The organism is Furfurilactobacillus curtus (genome assembly GCF_054657915.1).
The window spans coordinates 134,954-156,130 of record NZ_BAAHXU010000001.1; the positions used below are offsets into that span (position 1 = coordinate 134,954).

At 44.5% G+C, this 21,177-nt stretch carries 21 protein-coding genes; 18 read left to right on the plus strand and 3 right to left on the minus strand.

Features of this window, described 5'->3' with window-relative positions; all coding sequences use genetic code 11:
• Positions 1–64 precede the first annotated feature (64 nt).
• The 11 genes from ACYQ0Y_RS00840 to recN all read left to right on the plus strand — a co-directional run bounded on the left by ACYQ0Y_RS00840 (position 65) and on the right by recN (position 9,366).
• On the plus strand, positions 65–1,141 hold the full coding sequence (locus tag ACYQ0Y_RS00840) for a M24 family metallopeptidase (protein WP_407882128.1): 1,077 nt from the start codon (positions 65–67) through the stop codon (positions 1,139–1,141).
• Between the two features lie 139 nt (positions 1,142–1,280).
• Entirely contained in the window at positions 1,281–1,841 is a 561-nt protein-coding gene (efp, locus tag ACYQ0Y_RS00845; RefSeq protein WP_407882130.1) for an elongation factor P, read from the plus strand.
• Positions 1,842–1,866: 25 nt separating this feature from the next.
• Entirely contained in the window at positions 1,867–2,328 is a 462-nt protein-coding gene (locus tag ACYQ0Y_RS00850) for an Asp23/Gls24 family envelope stress response protein (protein WP_407882132.1), read from the plus strand.
• Complete coding sequence (gene nusB / locus ACYQ0Y_RS00855; RefSeq protein ID WP_407882133.1) at positions 2,328–2,759, plus strand: transcription antitermination factor NusB; 432 nt, start codon at positions 2,328–2,330, stop codon at positions 2,757–2,759. The genes ACYQ0Y_RS00850 and nusB overlap by 1 nt, the downstream gene beginning before the upstream one ends.
• Positions 2,760–2,983: 224 nt before the next feature.
• Positions 2,984–3,853 carry a bifunctional 5,10-methylenetetrahydrofolate dehydrogenase/5,10-methenyltetrahydrofolate cyclohydrolase gene (locus tag ACYQ0Y_RS00860; protein WP_407882135.1) on the plus strand — a complete coding sequence of 290 codons (870 nt, stop codon included), beginning with the start codon at positions 2,984–2,986 and terminating at the stop codon, positions 3,851–3,853.
• Between the two features lies 1 nt (position 3,854).
• Positions 3,855–5,207, plus strand: a complete 1,353-nt coding sequence (gene xseA / locus ACYQ0Y_RS00865; protein ID WP_407882136.1) for an exodeoxyribonuclease VII large subunit — start codon at positions 3,855–3,857, stop codon at positions 5,205–5,207.
• A gap of 2 nt (positions 5,208–5,209) precedes the next feature.
• On the plus strand, positions 5,210–5,467 hold the full coding sequence (locus ACYQ0Y_RS00870; protein WP_407882138.1) for an exodeoxyribonuclease VII small subunit: 258 nt from the start codon (positions 5,210–5,212) through the stop codon (positions 5,465–5,467).
• Complete coding sequence (locus ACYQ0Y_RS00875) at positions 5,460–6,362, plus strand: polyprenyl synthetase family protein (RefSeq protein WP_407882139.1); 903 nt, start codon at positions 5,460–5,462, stop codon at positions 6,360–6,362. The genes ACYQ0Y_RS00870 and ACYQ0Y_RS00875 overlap by 8 nt, the downstream gene beginning before the upstream one ends.
• Complete coding sequence (locus tag ACYQ0Y_RS00880) at positions 6,362–7,192, plus strand: TlyA family RNA methyltransferase (RefSeq protein WP_407882141.1); 831 nt, start codon at positions 6,362–6,364, stop codon at positions 7,190–7,192. The genes ACYQ0Y_RS00875 and ACYQ0Y_RS00880 overlap by 1 nt, the downstream gene beginning before the upstream one ends.
• 2 nt (positions 7,193–7,194) lie before the next feature.
• On the plus strand, positions 7,195–7,650 hold the full coding sequence (locus ACYQ0Y_RS00885; RefSeq protein ID WP_407882142.1) for an arginine repressor: 456 nt from the start codon (positions 7,195–7,197) through the stop codon (positions 7,648–7,650).
• A gap of 12 nt (positions 7,651–7,662) precedes the next feature.
• Complete coding sequence (recN, locus tag ACYQ0Y_RS00890) at positions 7,663–9,366, plus strand: DNA repair protein RecN (RefSeq protein WP_407882144.1); 1,704 nt, start codon at positions 7,663–7,665, stop codon at positions 9,364–9,366.
• 116 nt (positions 9,367–9,482) lie between these two features.
• Here the strand turns inward: recN and ACYQ0Y_RS00895 are convergent, their stop codons facing one another.
• Entirely contained in the window at positions 9,483–9,887 is a 405-nt protein-coding gene (locus ACYQ0Y_RS00895) for a hypothetical protein (RefSeq protein ID WP_407882145.1), read from the minus strand.
• 237 nt (positions 9,888–10,124) lie between these two features.
• Between ACYQ0Y_RS00895 and gmk the strand changes: the two genes are divergently transcribed.
• The 4 genes from gmk (at position 10,125) to ACYQ0Y_RS00915 (ending at position 12,633) form a co-directional block, all read left to right on the plus strand.
• Positions 10,125–10,778 carry a guanylate kinase gene (gene gmk, locus ACYQ0Y_RS00900; protein ID WP_407882146.1) on the plus strand — a complete coding sequence of 218 codons (654 nt, stop codon included), beginning with the start codon at positions 10,125–10,127 and terminating at the stop codon, positions 10,776–10,778.
• Between the two features lie 3 nt (positions 10,779–10,781).
• Positions 10,782–11,024, plus strand: coding sequence for a DNA-directed RNA polymerase subunit omega (gene rpoZ / locus ACYQ0Y_RS00905; protein WP_407882148.1), 243 nt, complete (start codon positions 10,782–10,784; stop codon positions 11,022–11,024).
• Positions 11,025–11,291: 267 nt separating this feature from the next.
• On the plus strand, positions 11,292–12,077 hold the full coding sequence (locus ACYQ0Y_RS00910; protein WP_407882149.1) for a Cof-type HAD-IIB family hydrolase: 786 nt from the start codon (positions 11,292–11,294) through the stop codon (positions 12,075–12,077).
• A gap of 46 nt (positions 12,078–12,123) precedes the next feature.
• Entirely contained in the window at positions 12,124–12,633 is a 510-nt protein-coding gene (locus tag ACYQ0Y_RS00915; RefSeq protein ID WP_407882151.1) for a YbhB/YbcL family Raf kinase inhibitor-like protein, read from the plus strand.
• 105 nt (positions 12,634–12,738) lie between these two features.
• Here the strand turns inward: ACYQ0Y_RS00915 and pgmB are convergent, their stop codons facing one another.
• Positions 12,739–13,413, minus strand: a complete 675-nt coding sequence (gene pgmB, locus ACYQ0Y_RS00920) for a beta-phosphoglucomutase (protein ID WP_407882152.1) — start codon at positions 13,411–13,413, stop codon at positions 12,739–12,741.
• 1 nt (position 13,414) lies between these two features.
• On the minus strand, positions 13,415–16,141 hold the full coding sequence (locus ACYQ0Y_RS00925) for a glycoside hydrolase family 65 protein (protein WP_407882153.1): 2,727 nt from the start codon (positions 16,139–16,141) through the stop codon (positions 13,415–13,417).
• A 225-nt stretch (positions 16,142–16,366) separates the two neighbouring features.
• On the opposite strand from ACYQ0Y_RS00925, the gene priA reads away from it, so the two are divergent.
• Genes priA through rsmB form a run of 3 tightly spaced genes read left to right on the plus strand, consistent with a single transcriptional unit; the run spans position 16,367 to position 21,157 of the window.
• Positions 16,367–18,796, plus strand: coding sequence for a primosomal protein N' (gene priA / locus ACYQ0Y_RS00930; protein WP_407882155.1), 2,430 nt, complete (start codon positions 16,367–16,369; stop codon positions 18,794–18,796).
• Positions 18,797–18,807: 11 nt separating this feature from the next.
• Positions 18,808–19,779 carry a methionyl-tRNA formyltransferase gene (gene fmt, locus ACYQ0Y_RS00935; protein ID WP_407882157.1) on the plus strand — a complete coding sequence of 324 codons (972 nt, stop codon included), beginning with the start codon at positions 18,808–18,810 and terminating at the stop codon, positions 19,777–19,779.
• Positions 19,772–21,157, plus strand: coding sequence for a 16S rRNA (cytosine(967)-C(5))-methyltransferase RsmB (gene rsmB, locus ACYQ0Y_RS00940; RefSeq protein ID WP_407882159.1), 1,386 nt, complete (start codon positions 19,772–19,774; stop codon positions 21,155–21,157). The genes fmt and rsmB overlap by 8 nt, the downstream gene beginning before the upstream one ends.
• Positions 21,158–21,177 lie beyond the last annotated feature (20 nt).

The window sequence follows — 21,177 nt, forward strand, 5'->3', positions numbered from 1 at the left end:
CGTTTTTTGTTTGACGAGGCGAAAGGTCACAGTTTTATAATTATTTAGTGGTGGAGACGACAAAATGAGCAGACGAGAACGGTTGAAACGCGTACAGGAGGAGTTAGTTCACTTGCGGTTAGATGCCATCCTGATCACGGATGGGTTTAACTTACAGTATTTAACTGGTTTTAGCGACGTAGGTGGCGATGGTTGTCTGTTAATTAGTCAGTCCAGCTATTGGATGATTACTGATGCCCGTTACGAAACCGCAATGGCCAGTGATCTGCCTGCGGATGTTCGTCTGCTAATTACCCGTGACTATTATGGACAAGTTGCGACCTTAGTTGAACGAGAACAAATGACGGTGGTTGGGTTCGAAGATACACTGCCATATGTTATTTGGGCTCAGCTTGACGAGCAACTCACGGCGGACTTTGTCGGCATGCACGCAATTGTGGATCATTTGCGTGAAATCAAAGATGAAACAGAAATTATGGCACTTCGACACGCCATTGCTTTATCCAGCCAAGGGTACGATGAGGTTATGCCAACAATTGTTGCTGGCATGACCGAGATCGAAGTGGCCAATCGCTTGGACGGATGGATGCGCGCTCATGGTTCAACGGGCCCCTCGTTTGCTACGATTGTCGCCAGCGGTTCACGAGCTGCCCAACCACACGCAGCGGCGACTAATAAAAGGCTTCAACAAGGTGAATTAGTGACTATCGACTTTGGCTTTTATTTCGATGGTTATACCTCTGATATTACACGAACGTTTGCAATCGGCTATGTTGATGAAGCGTTAAAACGAATTTACGATCTAACTTTAGCTGCCAATCAGGCTGTGATCGCCGCCATTAAACCCGGCGTTTCTGGCGCTGAACTTGACGCTGCTGGTCGCAACATCATTATTGCGGGAGGTTACGGGTCGCAATTCAATCATGGAATGGGACATGGGATTGGTCTGAATATTCATGAAGAGCCACAAGTTTATGGACCTCGGACACCATACCAACTGAGCGCAAACCAAGTTATCACGGTAGAACCAGGTATTTACGTGCCAGATCATGGTGGGGTTCGGATTGAAGATGACGTTTTGGTAACTGAAAATGGGGCGGAAGTCTTAACGAGTTCACCTAAGACGTTGCAAGTTATTTAACTAGCGCGTCGTGACCACTAATTAATGCTCAGCATCGCTTAGTTTGTTTCGCCCTGAGTTGTTTTTGAAATGGTTGCTATTGCAACGCTAGGAGCGATTACTGTATACTGAACAAGAATGAATTTTAGGAGGAACGATTATGTCGATCTCAACTGCAGACTTTAAAAATGGGTTAACGATCGAAGTTGACCATGCCATCTGGCGGATTGTTGAATTCCAGCACGTTAAACCTGGTAAAGGTGGGGCGTTTGTTCGCTCAAAATTAAAGAACTTGCGGACTGGTGCCGTTCAAGAAAAGACGTTCCGCGCTGGTGCCAAGATGGAATTGGCCGAAATTTCGCAGGCCAAGATGCAGTATTTGTACAATGATGGTACTAATTATGTCTTCATGAATACTGAAACCTATGACCAAGTTTCCATTCCAAATGAATCAATGAAAAATGCAGCCAAGTACTTATTGGAAAATATGGAAGTGACTGTGACTTCATTTGGTAATGAAATTCTTGGCGTGGAAGTACCTAACACGGTTACGCTAGAAGTTGCTGAAACTGAACCTGGTATTCGTGGAGACACGGCAACTGGCGGTTCGAAGCCTGCAACCATGGAGACTGGTCTGGTGGTTCAAGTGCCATTCTTCGTGAATGCTGGTGACAAGTTGATCATTAATACCCAGGAAGGGTCGTACGTTTCTCGGGCCTAAGTAAGTTGCTAGATTGGAGGTCGCCATGCCTGAAGTGAATAAAATCACGTTAAATCAGCCAGAAGATGCATTGGGTACCATTGAAATTTCAGCTGATGTTTTGGAGATTATTGTTGGTGTTGCAGCTAGTCAAGTTGAAGGCGTTAACCGAATGCGTGGAAACATTGCCAATAATGTTTCCGAATTGTTTGGCCGCACAGAATTGAGTAAAGGTGTCAAACTTAACTTGGAAGATGGCGTAATTACAGCTGATGTGTTCGTCTATCTGGACTATGGGGTTAGTGTGCCGAAAGTTGCCTTGGAACTGCAAGATAAGATTAAGCAACAGGTTGCTCTAATGACTGAGTTGACGGTTGGAGAAGTTAACATTCACATTGTTGGGATTGTTCCTGAAAAAACTAGTTCTGATATTGACCCTGACGATATTTTCGGCGATCATTTAACGACTGAATCAAACGAATTGACAAGTAAAGATGGTGAAGCGTAGTGGATTTATCGCGGCACCAAATTCGTGAGATTGCCTTTCAGGTCTTGTTCGCCAAACACGCGAATTCTGATGCTGATGTGACCGCCTTGTACCAACAACTTATTGATCATGATGAAGATCAACCCACGATTGTGCCAGATTATTTAGTGACCTTGGTCAATGGGGTACTTGAGCATCAAGATCAATTGGACGCCAAAATTGATGCGCAATTAGCCAACAAGTGGTCTGTTGGTCGATTGGCTTATCCTGATCTCATTATTTTGCGTTTAGGTTTGTATGAGATGAGCTATTCGGCGACGGTTCCGACACGAGTTGCTTTAAATGAAGCAATTGAGTTAGCTAAGGAATTTTCCGATGATGATTCTAGACGTTTTGTCAATGGGGTGCTTTCTAAGTTGTTTGATCAAGCAGACCAGAAAAATAAGGCTTGAGTTATCGCATTTTAAGTGAAACATGAGCGTTCCGATTTATTTAGTCGTTTGACTAATAAGTCTGGACGTTTTTTTTGGTTTTTAAACAGATTATACCGGCGTAATCCACCGTAATCCACTTTGATTTCGTAAACGGCCGACTGCCAAGAGACGTTGGAATGTGGTAAAATTATTCAGCATAAGTTAATAAAATGGACTGAAGAAACGTAAATGGAGATAGATGCATGACGGCAAAATTAATCGATGGACGGGCAATCGCTAAGCGACTAAATGAAACAACTGCAAAGCAGTCCCTGGCTCTAACAAGTCAGGGGGTTATTCCTGGCTTAGCTGTTATAATGGTCGGCGATGATCCAGCTAGTGCCATTTATGTTCGGAATAAGGAGCGTCAAGCTGGTAAACTGCAGTTTAACTCAGTTGTGAAGAAGTTACCGACAACTACGACACAGACCGAATTATTAGCGTTAGTAGCGCGGTACAATCAGGACCCCGAAATCCATGCAATTTTGGTCCAATCACCATTACCAGACCACTTGGATGAAGAAGAAGTTGTCCAGGCCATTAACCCGGTAAAGGATGTTGATGGTCTACATCCGATTAATTTGGGGCGCCTATTTGGGAATGTAGGATTACATTATCCGGTGGCCTGCACGCCTAAAGGTATCATGACAATGTTGCACGACCAGAAAATCAATATTTCCGGTCAGCACGTTCTCATGATTGGGCGTAGTCGACTCGTTGGGAAACCGATGGTGGCTTTATTAAATAATGAGAATGCGACTGTAACACTGGCACATCGACATACCGGTGCAGATGAGCTGACGGCTTTAAGCAAAATGGCCGATATTGTCATTGTGGCAGTCGGTCAGCCAAACATTGTGACCGCCAATATGGTTAAACCGGGTGCAACGATCATTGATGTTGGCATGAATCGTAAAGCCGATGGTAAATTAACAGGCGACGTGGCCGACACTGCCATTGAAGTTGCCGGGTATATTACGCCAGTTCCTGGTGGTGTGGGCCCCATGACCATCGCTACATTAATGCAGCAGACCGTTCAACTGGCCGCCTGGCAAAATGGACTGGAGGTTTGAAATGGTTGCTCGTGAAGATTATTTAACAGTAACCACGTTGACACGCTATTTGAAGCGAAAATTTGACGCAGATCCTTATCTTGGCCGTGTGTATTTAACTGGCGAAATTTCTAATTTTCGTTTACGCCCAAATGCGCATCAATATTTTAGTTTAAAAGATGACCAAGCTAAAATTAGCGCCATCATGTTCAAGTCAGCGTTTGCCAAACTTAAATTTCAGCCAGAAGCAGGCATGAAAGTCCTTGTTACTGGGCGGATTTCTCTGTATGAACCCTCAGGAAGCTATCAAATTTATGTCGATCGCATGGAGCCTGATGGGGTAGGTGCTTTGTATCAGGCCTACGAGCAGTTAAAGCAGAAGTTAGCTAACGAAGGTCTGTTTGATCGGCCAAAACGTCAATTATCAATGTTTCCTAAACGAATTGCTGTGATTACGAGTCCGTCAGGGGCGGTTATCCGAGATATTATAACGACCACTCGGCGGCGTTATCCCATTGTTCAGCTCGTTTTATTTCCCGCGCAAGTACAAGGGGATGCGGCAGCCAGTGATTTAGTCAGGCGGATTGAGCAGGTCAACGCATTAGGCGAATTTGATACACTCATTATCGGTCGCGGCGGCGGTTCAATTGAAGATCTTTGGCCGTTTAATGAAGAGGCCGTAGCCCGCGCCATCAGTGCCAGTGCAATTCCCGTGATTTCATCCGTAGGTCATGAAACAGATACCACAATCGCTGATCTGGTTGCGGATGTACGAGCTGCCACACCAACAGCTGCGGCGGAATTAGCGACACCAGTGTTGACGGACGTGTTGTCAGCCTTAAGCGAACTGAAAAATCGGTTGCTGCAGGCTCTAACTAGTCGATTACGTTTTGATCAGCAACGTTTAAGTCGGTTACAGCAAACGTATGTCTTCACACAACCCCAAAGATTATATGAGGGTTATGTACAACGTTTGAGCTTATTATTGGACCAATTAATTCGTGCTCAGCGACAAGTCGTCAACCAAAACCAGCAACAATTGAGCACGCTGCAAACGCGTTTAAGTTCACGCTTGTTATCAGACCGTTTTAGCCAACAACAAGAACAGTTGCTAGCGTTACGGACGCGATTGTTCACGTCGGAGGCCACCCTTTTTCAAAAAAGTCAGCAACAGGTCGCAGCGCTGGTCAGTCAATTAGATTTGCTGAGTCCGCTAAAGGTGATGACGCGAGGTTATAGTTACGTAACCACCGATGAGACGGTGGTTAAATCGACTAGTCAATTAACGACCGGACAGTCGGTTACCTTGCATTTAGCCGATGGTCAAGCGACTGCTCAGATCACCACTCTTAAATCAGATCGTGAAGGGAACTAATCATGGCAAAATCAGACGAAGTACAGCCAACATTTGAAGAAAACTTAACGCGCCTTCAGGAAATTGTGACTCAGTTAGAGCAAGGCGATGTTCCATTGGAAACGGCCTTGACGCAATTTCAAGCGGGGGTCAAACTCAGTCAACAACTGCAGGAGACCTTGACAAAAGCAGAAAAAACACTGACTCAGGTGATGAATGACGACGGACAAACAGCTGACTTTGAAGTCAAGCCAGCTACTGGTGATAACGCCAATGAGTAAAGTCTTAACCGCCTTTGAAGCGACTTACTTGCCGCAGATTAATGACTGTTTAGCAAAGCAAATGGCGCACAGCAGCACGCAAGCCACCTTACAGGCTGCGATGACTTATTCAGTGATGGCAGGAGGAAAACGTTTACGACCGCTGCTAACAATTGCGGCTTTGACTGGGTTGAAGGGTGAACTAACTGGCGAAGAATTGGCAGCAGCCTGTGCCGTGGAATTGATTCATACGTATTCCTTGATTCACGATGACCTACCGGCGATGGATAATGATGATTTACGGCGCGGGCAAGCAACTAATCACAAGGTTTACGGCGAAGATGTGGCCATTTTAGCTGGTGACGGCTTACAAACATTAGCTTTTGATTGGCTCAGCTCATTATCATTACCGCTAACCGTTAAAGTGACATTGATTAGTGAACTTGCACATGCCGCCGGTCCGGTCGGGATGGTCGCTGGTCAAACATTGGATGTCACCTTAGCTGGAACGACAATTTCACTGGCCAAATTGCGACAATTGCATCGTGAAAAAACGGGTGCCTTACTTGTTTACACCATGCGTGCCGGGGCATTTATGGGCCAAGCCTCTGAAACGCAATTGAAGTTGCTGACTCAATTTGGACAGGCTTTCGGATTAGCATTTCAAATTTACGATGATATTTTAGATGAAACTCAGACGGCAGCAGCACTTGGCAAAACACCGAATAAAGACGTTGCCGAAGGAAAAAATACGTATCCAAAATTACTTGGCCTACCTGGCGCTAAGCAGGCATTGATTGAACAGGTAACTTTGTCCAGACAGCTTTGCAGGCAGTTAGCAACTACGGGGATGAATGTTGATCGTTTAGGCGCATTGCTCGACTACTTTATCATCGATGGGAAGGAAACAAATTAATGGAAAAACAACGGGTGGATATTCTGCTGGTTGAACAAGGGCTTTTTGCCTCACGTGAACAAGCCAAGCGCGCTGTCATGGCTGGAGAAGTCTTGGGTAAAAATGAAGAACGTCTGGACAAGCCTGGCGAAAAAATTCCGACTGACACGGAATTACACATTAAGGGCGTGCCCATGCCGTATGTTAGTCGAGGTGGCTTCAAACTGGCCAAGGCCTTACGTGTCTTTAATATCGATGTGAGTGGGCAAACGGTACTGGATATTGGCTCTTCTACGGGTGGTTTTACCGATGTTATGTTACAAAATGGTGCTGCGCGTTCCTATGCACTCGATGTTGGCAGTAATCAACTTGTCTGGCAACTTCGTGAAGATCCCCGAGTGGTCGTGATGGAGCATACAAATTTTCGTTATGTAAAATTGGCCGATTTTATGCAAGGACAACCAACGTTTGCCAGTATTGATGTTTCGTTTATTTCATTGCATTTGATCTTGCCGAACCTAAAAACGATTCTGGCACCAGGTGGGCAAGTGGTCGCGTTAATTAAACCACAATTTGAGGCCGGCAAGAATCGGGTCGGTAAACATGGTATCGTGCGTGACTCGGCAGTGCATCGAGCCGTATTAGAAGATATGGTCGACTTCGCTAGTCAGAGCGGCTATGACGTGTTAGGTCTAGATTTTTCGCCAATCAAAGGCGGTGGCGGTAATATCGAATTTCTCATCCACTTAGTTAATGCCGATGATCAAGGTACAGTTAGTCCAAATGTATCGATTGACGAAACACTGTCAACTGCTTATACCCAGCTAAATCAAAAACAGGATGGCAAGTAGGGATGAAAAAGAAAGAACGACAGGCGGAAATTCGTCGGTTAGTGGCCAATCAAGCCATTCATACCCAAACTGAATTAGTGATGGTCCTTCAAGAAGCCGGTTTGGCGGTGACCCAAGCGACTGTTTCACGGGATATTACCGACTTACAATTAGTTAAGGTGCCTGACGATCAAGGTCGCACTTACTATACGTTTTCCAATGATCGACCTGTTGATGGTGAAGCCAAACTACGTCGAAATTTGCGGGGTAATGTAGTTGAAATGAAACTCAATGATCGATTTTGTTTGTTAAACGTGTTGCCAGGTAATGGCCCTGTCATTGGCAGCTTGATCAAACAGATGAATTATGCAGAAGTGTTCGGCGTGTTGAGTGATGATAGCTCGGTCCTGATTGTCGGTAATTCTGTGTTGAGTACGACTCAGATACGAACCCGGTTGGCTAGTTTAGGTGCAGAATAGCGAGGAACCGCGATGCTACAGGAATTATCAATTAAAAATTTCGCGATTATTGAGTCTTTGAATATCGCCTTTGATGATGGTATGAGCGTCCTGACTGGAGAAACAGGCGCTGGGAAGTCAATCATTATTGATGCAGTTGGGCTGCTGGCCGGTGGTCGAGCGGCTAGTGATTTCATTCGTAAGGGGGCTAATAAGGCGACAATTCAAGGTTTATTCGTTTTGCCAAAGTTGTCACCGACCTTTAATGTATTGGATGAACTAGGCGTCGACTATGCGGACCAACAAGTGGTTATCGATCGCGAATTGAATAAAAATGGGCATAATGTGAGTCGGATTAACGGTACCATCGTGAATACGACCACCCTTAAGCGCGTTGGAGAGACGATGGTTGATATTCATGGTCAAAATGAACATCAAGAGTTAATGCAACCTGAAAAGCATTTGAGCTTACTAGATGAATTTCAGCCGCAAACTTTGGCACCGCTGAAGGCCGCTTATGAGCAGGAATATAGTACTTTTAAACAGGTACAACAGCTAGTTGTTAACAAGCGTGAGCATGCTCAAGAATGGGCGCAACGGCTGGACATGCTCTCATTTCAGGTACAGGAGATTGATGATGCCAATTTGCAACCTGATGAGGAAGAACAGTTGATTACTGAACGGGATCATTTGGCGAATTATCAACGTATCGTCACTGCTTTAGAAAGCAGTCATGAGGCCATAACAGGGGGTGAAGACGGTGCCGCATTGGATCAAATCGGCGTTGCTATGACTTCGATGCAAGATATAGCAGATCTTGACCCCGCCTATGAAGCATTGGCAGATGGCTTAGCTAACGCTTACTATGGCTTACAAGATACGGTTACCGATTTGTCTACTCAGTTGGCCAATCAGGAATTCGACGAAGGTCGATTGGATGAAATTGAAAGTCGTTTAGAGGAAATTCACCAACTGAAGCGAAAATATGGTGATTCAGTGGCCAGTATTTTAGTTTATTTTGACAAGATCAAGTCTGAGTTAGCAAATATGCAGGCCGATCAAGACGATGATCAGGCTTTAGAGACCCAATTAGCTGAGGTTAAGACCCGTTTGGCAGAGGCGGGAACTAAATTAAGCCAGAAGCGTCAGGAATTGGCGAAAACGCTGGAACAGGCGGTTCATGAGCAACTCAAGGCGTTGTATATGGGAAAGGCCGTCTTTCAGGTTCGCTTCTTGCCTCATAAAGAGATACCGTTTTATGCCTCTGGTATCGATAATGTCGAGTTTTATATTCAAACCAATCCTGGTGAGGATTTGAAACCATTAGCCAAAATTGCTTCTGGTGGGGAATTATCTCGAATGATGCTTGCTTTGAAGACAATTTTTTCGGAGACTCAAGGTGTGACCAGTATTATTTTTGATGAGGTGGATACGGGCGTTTCTGGTCGTGTCGCACAAGCGATTGCTGAAAAAATTATGGCCATCGGTCGTCATTCACAGGTTCTTTGTATTACTCATTTACCTCAAGTGGCTGCCATTGCGGACCATCAGTTTTATATTCAAAAACAAGTGGTCGGCAAGCGCACAAAAACGATGGTTGTTAAGTTATCAGAAGCCAAGCGGGTGGACGAGTTGGCACGAATGCTAGCTGGGACCACTGTGACCCAATTGGCAACCGAGCATGCTTCTGAGCTGTTGAAGTTAGCGGCTGCGGAAAAACAGGCTTTTACCAGTTGAGCTCTGATCGGATTCATCAAAAAAGCCTTCCAGAAGAAGGCTTTTTTAGGTTGATTTTATTAAGGAAGTCAGGACCCAGCGATTAACTGAGCTTATTTCGAACAAAGGTTTGTCGGTTAGGCAACCATCATACCATAGCAAATTTCCCGAACTTGCTCAGGAAGCAAAACATAGCTACTATCGGTACTATGATTGGTTAAAATTAACGAATGCCGTTGTTGCTGCAAGGTTCCTGTGATAATTGGGAGCTTTTTAGCAAAAGGATTACGGCTGTTTAGCATGACGGAAATGACTGCGTGATGGGAGAGGGCGCCATTTAGAAGGTTGATTAATTGATCGGCTGGCATTTGCGGATGCACGAGAGTATCACCACGTTCACCCGTCCAGAACCATTGACGAAAACGAACTAAATGGGCGCGTAGACTTTGGTGTGTAAGAATCGCTACTGACTGGCGCCAATTAAAGAGTGCGTGATTTTGCCGTTGTGGTTGAGTATAGGTATTTGGTAGCAATTGATCCATGGTGATAGCCTCCGTTACTTTGTTCGTACTTACCGAACATTTGTTTGTGTTATTAGTATACGAACAAACGTTCAAAAATGCAACTCCCAGTTGGTTGCTCTACAGAAGTTTGGTATCTTTACGGCAAGATCCCGCTATTCCCGCGTGTGAATGGGATTATAGCTTGAATTTTTGGTTAAAAAAGTTCAAAATTAGTGGTAAATCTTTTTTTAGCTGTTGAAAGGAACGAAACAGTCAATGCCGAAACGTGGAATGTTAATTGTCTTGTCTGGACCGTCAGGAGTGGGCAAGGGAACTGTTCGTAAAGCAATGTTTGACCAGGGAGGAACTGATTTTCAGTATTCCATCTCGATGACCACTCGCCACCCCCGAGCGGGAGAAGTGAATGGCAAGGATTATTTTTTTGTTTCTAAGGCCACGTTTGAACACAATATTGAAACCGGTGGTATGCTTGAATATGCTCAATATGTGGACAATTATTATGGAACACCGATGAAATATGTTCAAGAAACGCTCGCAGCAGGCAAGGATGTTTTTTTAGAGATCGAAGTTAATGGTGCGATGCAAGTTCGTGAGAAGATGCCAGACGGTGTATTCATCTTTTTAACTCCGCCTGATTTAATGGCCTTAAAACAGCGATTGATCGGTCGGGGGACGGAAACAATGGCTGTGATTGATGAGCGGATTCATCAAGCTGTGACGGAAATTAAAATGATGCGTAACTATGATTATGCGGTAGTTAATGACAAAATTCCGTTGGCAGTATCTCGAATTCGAGAAATTATTCGAGCAGAACGATTGCGGGTTCCCCGGGTTTACCCAGAGTACGCGCAGATGTTAGAATCAAGTGAGCTGCAACCAGGCAATTCGGAAGACAAGAAGGGATTGTAAACTATGATTTTATATCCATCAGTTGATAAATTATTACAAAAGGTTGATTCACGTTATTCTTTAATTATGTTAGCTTCTAAGCGAGCACATGAACTGGATGCCGGATCTCAAGAGCTATTATCAAGTTATGATTCGGACAAGTCAGTTGGCAAAGCGCTTGAAGAGATCGAAGCCGGTGAAGTCACGATTGATCCTGACCATGAAGAGGATCTTGGTCGTAACCGCAATATCACAGATGTTGAGTAAGGCTTAGCCAAATATAGTGATTAAATCGTCTTCCTTAAGTTGGGGGGACGTTTTTTTATGACTTGAATTAAGCTAAACTCCTGGTCAATTGTTAATTTTTGGAAACGCGTTGACTAATTTTATGTGAGGTCCTTGAGCGAACTAGGTCAATCATTTAGTTTGATTTGAAATAACTGTTTTCGGCAAAACAAGTCATTCTGAGTGTTTCTTGTTGTTTAATGCGCTATCCTTATAAGGGAAGATAAACCTAATAGGGAGCTGAAAGACATGAATACCGATACGAAAGCAATTGTTTTTTTTGACCTTGATGGCACGCTTTTTGATGATGACAAGCATGTTTTACCACAAAGCATTGCAGCAATTAATGAGATGCAACAAAATCATATTTTGCCGGTCATTGCGACAGGACGAAATGTTTTTGAAATCCAATATGTGTTGGATGAAACAGGAATTGATACTGTTGTTAGTGCTAACGGATCTTATGTTCAATACCATGGACAAGAATTATTCCGAGAAGCGATCGATCAACAACTCATTGAGGAATTTACGGCGTTTGCTAAAGAACAGGGCGATGCAGTGGCTTATTACAATAATAAAGGGTTTGCCTTAACAGAATCGACACAAGATGTCGTAAATAATTATCACGTGCTGCGGTTAGACGTGACGATTGATCCAGATTATTTCCGCAAACAGCCGATTAATTTCATGAACGTGTTTAACCGTGATAAAGAGGATCTGTATAATCAGGCTTTTGCGGGGCGGTTATCGTTGGTTCGCAATAACTTGGTTTGTTTAGACACGATGAAGAGTGGTGTAACAAAACGAAGCGGGTTGGAACGGTTACTTCAAGAAACACAGCTAACTGGCATTCCAACGTATGCTTTCGGTGACCAGTTAAATGATTTAGAAATGTTTGCGAGCGTTGATACCGCAATTGTTATGGGCAATGGGCATCCTAGGGATAAGGCGGTTGCTGATTATGTAACGACAACCAATACGACGGATGGCATTGTGAACGGGTTGCGCCACTACCACCTGATTGCCAGTAAATGAATGACACGACCTAAAAAATAATGTTTCATGAAAAGGAAGTTGTTCAATGAAATTAGAAATTCCGTTAGAAAATGGTCTCTTAGCTGATCGCTATGGTAAGTACGCGGCACCAGATGAATTATATCAGGGCCATGCGACGATTTCGTTTCCATTACACTTTTTGGACGTTCCTAAGCAGGCGGTCAGCTTAGCTTGGGTCGTGATTGATGATGATGCAATCCCAGTTGTCGGCTTTACATTTATTCATTGGACTGGCGCTAATCTGTCTGTTGAGCAAGCAAGCTTACCAGAGGATGCAAGTCGGCATGCTGACGGGCGTTTCGTTCAAGGGAAAAATAGTACTGCTGGCCGATTAATTCACGAGACGGATCCAATGATCACACAACGTTATACTGGACCGACACCACCTGATAAGGATCATGAGTACAAGGTTTTAGGTTATGCATTAGATGAGCAATTGCCTTTAAGCGATGGTTACTGGTTAAATGAATTTTATCGAGTCATCGAAGGACATATTGTCGCTACAGCAAGTACGACATTTATCAGCCGTGCGTAATTAGGCTATAACCACTAAAAAACCACGTTTACGTGCGCTTCCTAAGTTGGAAGTTACAGTAAACGTGGTTTTTGCTGACAAATTACCCGAATCAATTGTTAGTCGTTATTTCGCCATCTGGGCTTCAATGTTGGCTAACGTTAATGCACTTGTCTCTGAAAAGATGATGTCGGCAGCACTTAATTCATTGGCATCACCAATCCCAATTGACGTCTCGTGAGCACCATTGATGGCCGCAACGCCCGCCGCAGCATCTTCCACTCCGGCACAAGCTTCTGGCGGCAAATTAAGAATTTCTGCACCGCGGGTATAAATTTCTGGATCTGGTTTACCTTTACTTAACGTGGCTGGGTCAACGATTTTGGTGAAGTAATCAGATAAGCCAATGTGTTTTAAGATTGTCGGCGCATTTTTTGAGGCGGAAGCTAAGGAGATGACATATCCCTTGGCTAATAAATCATCAAGAAATTCTTTCACACCCGGAAAGACATCAGCTGGTGTCATGTTACTAATTAGCTTCAGATAGTTGTCGTTCTTTTTGGTCGCGTAGGCGACTTTTTCTGCTTCGGTGTAGTCGTTTTCCTTGCCACCAGCTTTTAGAATCATTTCTAAGGAGTCCATGCGAGAAACACCCTTTAGGCCATTGGCTAATGATTCAGTCCAAGTCACGCCGAGTTCGTCGGCGAGTTGGTGCCAAGCCTGTCCGTGAAATTTTGCCGTCCCAGTGATCACACCGTCTAAATCAAAGATGAATCCTTTTAAGTCTGCAAATTTTGCCATGTTATGAGGCCTCCGTATTTTTTATTGTAAGTGGCTGTTGCGCTTTTAAGTGTTGTGTATTGCCGAATACCTTAACCGTTGCCTCTTTATCGGCTGTGATGGTCATTTCGGCGTGGGTGAAGCTAAAGCTGTAATTGATGCCCTTGAACTGTTCTCTAAATGCTAGGCGATGCCAACGTTCTGGTAGGTGAGGCGTGATTGACAAGACATCATCGAATTCAGTTACGCCGCCGTAATTGCGCATTTCAAGAAGTAAAACGGCGCCCATGACCCCTAAATGGATCCCTTCAGCGGTCGTCCCGCCTTGAATATCGTAGTAATCAGACCTTAAAGCTGTATTGAAGAAGGCAAATGATTGATCCATGTTACCAGTGATCAGACTCAAGACCGAATAAACAATTCGCGAGAGAGTAGAACCGTGAGTTGTGCGCGCAAGGTAATATTCGATGTTGCGAGTTAAAGCACCTTTAGGCAACTGATAATCAAGTTGTTTCAGGATATTATCAATCGTATTGAAGCTGAGGTTATAGTAAGCCATCAAGGCATCAGCTTGTTTAGCGACTTGATAGGAATCAGGGGACTTATCTTCAGCTTTTAACAAGCGGTCGATCCGAGAAATATTGCCATACTTTTTTCGATACTTTTCAAAGTCTAGCGTCGGTAATTTAAAGTAACCTTCGAATTGACCGATGATGCCATCTTTATTGATATCCAAACTTAGTTGATGGGCAATTTCGTCGAAACGGGTAAAGTCCGTTGAGGTTAATCCTGTTTTCTTTGTTAACGCAGTCCAAGTCTTTTGATCAACTTGCTTTTTTAAATCCATCAGTGTAGTGAACAACCAGCTCACCATAATGTTGGTATAAGCGTTATTTGTTAGTCCTGGTTCATCCGCGTTAGGATAATTTTCATGAAATTCATCTGGACCCATGACATTTTTAATATCAAAACGACCAGTTGCTTCATTTTTGACTGCTTTACTGGACCAAAAATGGGCGATTTCGAACAACATCTCTAAGCCGTACGTTTTCAGAAAGTCCAAGTCATTGGTGCTATGGAAGTATAACCAAATGTTGTAAGCGACCGCCAAGGAAACATGGCGCTGCAGGCGACTGTTGTCCGGATCAAATTTGCCACTATCTGGATTGAAGTGAACGAATTGTGATTGTTCGTCGCCATATTGAGCCGATTGCCAAGGATACATGGCACCTTCATACCCCTCTAACTGTGCGTTTTTCTTAGCGGCGGCCAATCGGTGGTAACGATAAAGCAGTAGTTGCTTAGTTAGATCAGGTGTATGCAGGGTGTAAAATGGCAAAACAAATAGTTCATCCCAAAAAACATGACCGCGATAGGCCTCGCCATGTAGCCCACGAGCGCCAACAGAAGCGTCCAAATGGGGGTTACTGTTCGGGGAAGCCGAGACAAATAGGTGATAGATGTTAACGCGAGTTAATTTTTGGGCAGTCAGATCGCCATCGATTTGAATATCACTATCGTGCCAGACCCGTTCCCAGAACCGTTGATTAGCAGTTACGACATCGTTGAAACTTGTCTGAGCAAGTTCACTAGTGACAGCATCGTTAAGATTGCCATCTGTTTCTAAGCTGGTATTGATGGCAATGGTTTTTTCGATCACATAAGTAGTTCCTGTTTGCGCTTTGAACGTAAAGCTTTGTTCTAAGATATCGTCGGTAACGCTTTCATTTGCCGGTGAATCTGCCGTTAATTCTTGACTGGTTAAGCGGGTTCCAATCACGAAGTTTACTTTGGAAGCTTTGGTTTGCCCACCTAGGGTTGCATCTTGACCATTAATAGTGGTTTCAGTAATGTCAAAATGTCGCGATTTGAAGGCTTTATAACGATCCACATTAGCGTTAACAACGCTACCATCGATGCGGGAAAAAATCGTAATCGGGCCTTCAAAGTTCATCGGAGTCACTTCATAATGAAGGACAAAACGATGCCACTGATGCATGTCCGCGACGCGCTGCTCACAAATTTTTAATAAATGACCGGTAGGCAAGGAGACGAGCATCGTGGTGGTTAAAACACCTGTATGCAAATCCAAGGATCGATAGATGTCGCTAATATTTTCATGCTTAATCGTAAATGGTTCTTGTTGGTCCAAACTAAAAGATAAATACTGGGCGTTAGGTAAATTGACAAGATCCTCGTTGATAACATCGCGTCCAGCGATATCCGTTGTCAGCTGATTATACAAACCGGCGACGTATAAACCCGGATAATTATCTTGGTCAGCATTGGCTGCAAGATAGGCGCCACGAAGGCCAAAATAACCGTTACCAATAGTTAACATCGCCTCTTGACCATAATTACGTTTAGCGGCGTATTCACCATAATAATCAAGATGCCATTCGTTATAGGTGCGTTTATTTTCGACAGCGGTTTCTAAGCCTTCGCGGTCAGCTGTTTCATGGCTAACTACGGGAATATTAAGCATGTTGGAGAGGGCTAGGCCCATGTCGATGCGCTGGTGATTGACTCCGATGACAGTATCTGAAAAATCATAGTCTAACGGATTTTCGATAATTGCGGCGTCAAAGTCGATCCCTGCTAATTTTTCACGAATTTTTTCCAAATTTTCACCAATCGGAACATCGGGATCACATACAATCGTGATGGTCTTAGTGAAATTTGTCTTTCCGTTTGGTACGTAAGAGATTTCAAACGCATCGTCAAGGACACGAACTGAAAACGTACGCATATGTCTTACCCCCCTATAAAGTTCTGGTAATATCTGTATCTATCCTTATGGTAATTTTTATTGCCAAACTTCTCAACCTAAATACCTCGGTTCTTGTAAAAAAGCTCACGATCGCTGAATCTGTTACAATAAGTTGATTATTTCTGTTGGCTTGAATTTAGTAAAAGTGTTAGTGGAAATGTGAAAAAAGTGAATTTGATTCAACTATCGAAAGGAGTCGAATTGGTGACCCAAGCAGCTCAAATTATTGTGGATGTGCCGACGATGCAAACGAACCGGCCATATACGTATATGATTCCTACCGATTTAGTGGACGCAGTAGTGCCTGGTGTTCGCGTTTCTGTTCCGTTTGGTAAGGGTGACCGTGAAGTTGGTGGCATGGTGGTTGGTTTAATCAACATCGATCAAGATTTAGAACATGATGCCGTGTATCAGGGTGATTTAAAACCAATCACTCGACTGCTGGATTTAGTCCCTGTTTTAAATGAAGAGTTATTAGCACTCAGCGATTGGCTAGCTCAACAGACTTTTGCCTTTCGAATCTCAACGATTCAAACCATGCTACCGACTGCGTTGAAAACGGCTAGTCATAAATGGTTAGTGGCTGATCAAGCAATCGATAATGATGAATTAGCCAGATTGTTTGATGCACAGGGACGCTTAGATTTTACCGCCACAACTTTATCCGAAAGTCAGGTCAAAGCGTTAGCTCGTTTGCAACGTCTGGGGGTCGTTCATGCGACGTACCAAGTCAATAATCGAGCACAAGTTAAAACGAACACATGGGTAACCTCCCAATTAAATGAAGCGCAGGTCACAGAAAAATTAGCGTCATTACGGGCCAACGCGACCAAACAACGGCGCGTATTGTTAGCACTTTCCCGACAAGTTGCGCCACAACCTTTAGCTGAGTTACTAACCGATGCACGCTTGACTCGGGCCGATTTCACGGCCGCGGCTCAACGTGGCTGGGTGAAAATGACCGAAAAGGAAGTGTACCGCGATCCCTTTGCGCAAAGCGAGGTGGAACAGACTACTTCGATGATGTTACAGCCTGATCAGCAACAGGCAGTGACGGCGATTAGTCAGGCGATTACTGCCAATCAGGCGACAACGTTCTTGCTAGAAGGCGTCACTGGCTCTGGTAAAACAGAGGTTTATCTGCAAAGTATTGCTAAAGCTTTGGCACAACAACAAACGGCATTGATGTTGGTCCCAGAAATCGCGCTGACGCCGCAGATGGTAAAACGAGTTCGCGGCCGGTTTGGCGCTCAAGTGGCCGTTTTACACAGTGGCTTGTCGGCTGGTGAAAAATACGATGAATGGCGGCGAATTGAACGACATGAAGCGACAGTCGTGGTTGGCGCACGATCGGCAGCGTTTGCCCCATTGGACGATTTAGGCCTGATCATCATGGACGAAGAGCATGAAACGAGTTATAAACAATCGGATAATCCTCGCTATCAAGCGCGTGATGTTCTACTGTGGCGGGCTAAATGGCACAATGCGCCGGTGATTTTAGGTTCGGCCACACCGTCATTAGAGAGCCGAGCACGAGCCGAGCGTGGCGTCTATCGACATTTGATGCTGCCTAAGCGCATCAATCAACGACCATTGCCGCCTGTTCAAATTATTGATATGCGCGAACAATTGAAAACGCGCCAAGAAAGTAATTTCTCGGCAGCGTTATTAACCGCTTTAAAACAACGCCTAGAGCGTGGTGAGCAAAGTGTCTTAATGTTGAACCGACGTGGCTTTTCATCATTTATGATGTGTCGTGACTGTGGCTTTGTCTTAAAATGCCCGAATTGTGATAATACATTGGTGTTGCACATGGATTCCCACACCATGCGTTGCCACTATTGTGGACATGAAGAAGCAATTCCCCGCCGATGTCCTAATTGTCACAGTAAACGAATTAGCTACTATGGAACGGGAACTGAAAAAGTTGCTGCTGAATTAAAGCAACTATTACCGACTGCACGTGTTATTCGGATGGATGTTGACACGACACGTCGCAAGGGTATGCACGAAAAAATGTTAGCTGCCTTTGGCCGACGTGAAGCCGACATTTTATTAGGGACTCAAATGATTGCTAAAGGGCTAGACTATCCAGATGTGACCTTAGTTGGTGTCTTAAACGCCGATACTGCTTTAGGCTTGCCTGATTTTCGTGCTAGCGAGCGGACTTTTCAGTTGCTAACTCAAGTCAGTGGGCGAGCAGGCCGGGCGGATAAGGCTGGTGAAGTCATGATCCAGACGTTTAATCCAGACCATTATGCGATTCAGCTCGCGCAGCAGCAGGATTATGAACGATTTTTCCGTGTGGAAATGAATTTACGTCACTTGGGCAATTATCCGCCGTACTTTTATACCGCGCTAATCAGCGCTAGTGATCAAGACGAGAATACGGCGGCCAAAAAAATGTTCGAACTCGCAGATTGGTTAAAACAACGATTGTCGTCGAGCACCATTATTTTAGGGCCAACGCCACGACCGATTGCACGGATTAAAAATCGTTATTACTATCAAATTTTCTTAAAATATAAGCAAGAGCCCCAACTTCACGATGCCTTGATGCAAATATTGGAAGAATCACAGCACTTGCGGGGCTTACAAATTAGCATTGACATGGAACCACAGAATTTCGTCTAGGAGGATCATTTATGACCAGAATTGTCTTTATGGGTACACCAGCTTTTTCAACACCAATTTTAGCGGCATTAATTGACCAATATGATGTGGTGGCAGTGATGACGCAACCAGATCGACCGGTTGGGCGCAAACATATTTTGACACCATCACCGGTTAAACAACTTGCCCTAGCACACCAAATCGAAGTTTTACAGCCGGAAAAGGTCAGTAAATCACCAGAAATGCAGCGCGTCATTGATTTAGCGCCAGACTTTATTGTGACAGCGGCCTTTGGGCAATTTTTGCCAACCAAGTTGTTAAGGGCAGCCACCAATGCGGCAATCAATGTCCACGCGTCACTCTTACCACGGTACCGTGGTGGGGCGCCGGTTCATTACGCGATTATGAACGGTGACAAAGAGACCGGGGTATCCATTATGTACATGATTCGGCAGATGGATGCCGGTAATGTGATTGCTCAAGCAAAGGTTGCGATTGGCGATCAGGATGACGTCGGCACGATGTTTGATAAGCTTAGCCTCGTTGGGCGAGATTTGTTATTGGCAAACCTGCCGAAACTTATTGCAGGCCCCATTACTGGCACGATTCAAGATGAGACGGCGGTGACCTTTTCACCGAATATTAGTCGCGCACAAGAAGAGATTGATTTTAGCCATACCGCTAGCGAAATTGATTGGCAAGTGAGGGGATTACGACCATTTCCGACGGCTTATATTCGATTGAACAACGTGCGAACAAAATTACTCGATGTTACGGTATTGACTGATCAAAAAACGACTCTGGCACCTGGAACAGTCGTTGCCCGAACTAAACATGCGTTGGATCTGGCTGCTGGTCATGGCACCGTATTACGCATTAATCGTTTGCAGCCAGCTGGACATCCACAAATGGCGATTACTGATTTTTTAAATGGTACGGATGAAGAATTTGCGGTTGGCGAACGAGTGGTCGCAGATAAGTTTAAAGGAGTGCAACATGGCTAATCATGATCGTCAGCAGACGCCAGTTTCCCACAAACGATCAGTCAATGAGAATCCTCGGCAGGTGGCCGTAGATGTTTTAGTGCAGGTGACACAAGGGAGCTATTCAAATCTTGCACTAAATGCTGCCTTAAAAGATCATCATTTATCCGATCGGGATGTCGCTTTATGTACACAGCTGGTTTACGGTGTGTTGCAACACCGTTTGTTACTGGAATTTTGGCTAAAGCCGTTTGTTAAGCGACCTAATAAGGTACAACCATGGGTACTGGCTTTGTTAGAAACAGCGGTGTATCAGCGTGAATTGTTATCAAAAATTCCTGATCACGCGATTTTTAATGAGACCATTGCTTTGGCCAAACAGCGTGGTCATGAAGGAACTCGTCGATTTGTGACTGGCGTGCTTCATGCCTTAGCTAACCAAGGGTTGACAAATGTTGACACCATTAAAGATCCCTTAACGCGCTTAAGCGTGCGTTATAGTGTACCGATGCCTTGGATTCAGCGATTACGTGTTGAACTGGGCGATGCAAAAGCGCAACGCATTTTAACCAGTTTGAACCAACCGGCAGCGCAATCGATCCGAATAAATCAGGCTGCTGGCGATCGTGATGCCATTTTAACAGCACTTCATCAGTCTGAACTTATGTTTAGCACCAGCGAGGTGAGCGGTGATGGATTGCGAATCACCAAGGGTCATCCCGTACTATCAGCGGCTTTTCAGGAAGGTTTATTTACCATTCAAGATGAAAGTGCCATGTTACCAGTCGAGGCTTTAAACGTTCAACCAACGGACCAAGTGTTGGATGCGTGCGCGGCGCCAGGTGGAAAAACAACGCAAATTGCTGGCTACCTTGACGCGTCTGCTGGCGGACATGTCACTGGTTTAGATTTGTACGATCAAAAAGTTGCCTTAATTAAGGACAATGCCCAACGGCTACACGTTGCTGACCGTATTTCAGCCATTAAACTAGATGCCCGACAAGCTAACGAACATTTTAATGAAGCGAGTTTTGATCGAATTTTGGTGGACGCGCCTTGTTCAGGAATTGGCCTCTTACGTCGCAAGCCAGAAATTCGTTATGCTAAGACATTGGCGGATAGTCAAAAATTACAACAAATTCAGCTGGAAATTCTTGATGCGGTCGCACCGCTAGTGAAGAAAAACGGTATAATTATTTATAGTACCTGCACGATTGTTCAAGCGGAAAATGACGACGTGGCAAATGCCTTTGTCAAGTCGCATCCCGACTTTGAATTCGTAACGGTTTCGACCACAAGACATCTAAAATCGCAGCGGACGACACCATGGTTGACGATTTATCCAGATGATTATAGGAGCGACGGCTTCTTCATTTGTGGGTTTAAACGTCGTGATTAAGCTGATAAAGGCGGCAAATA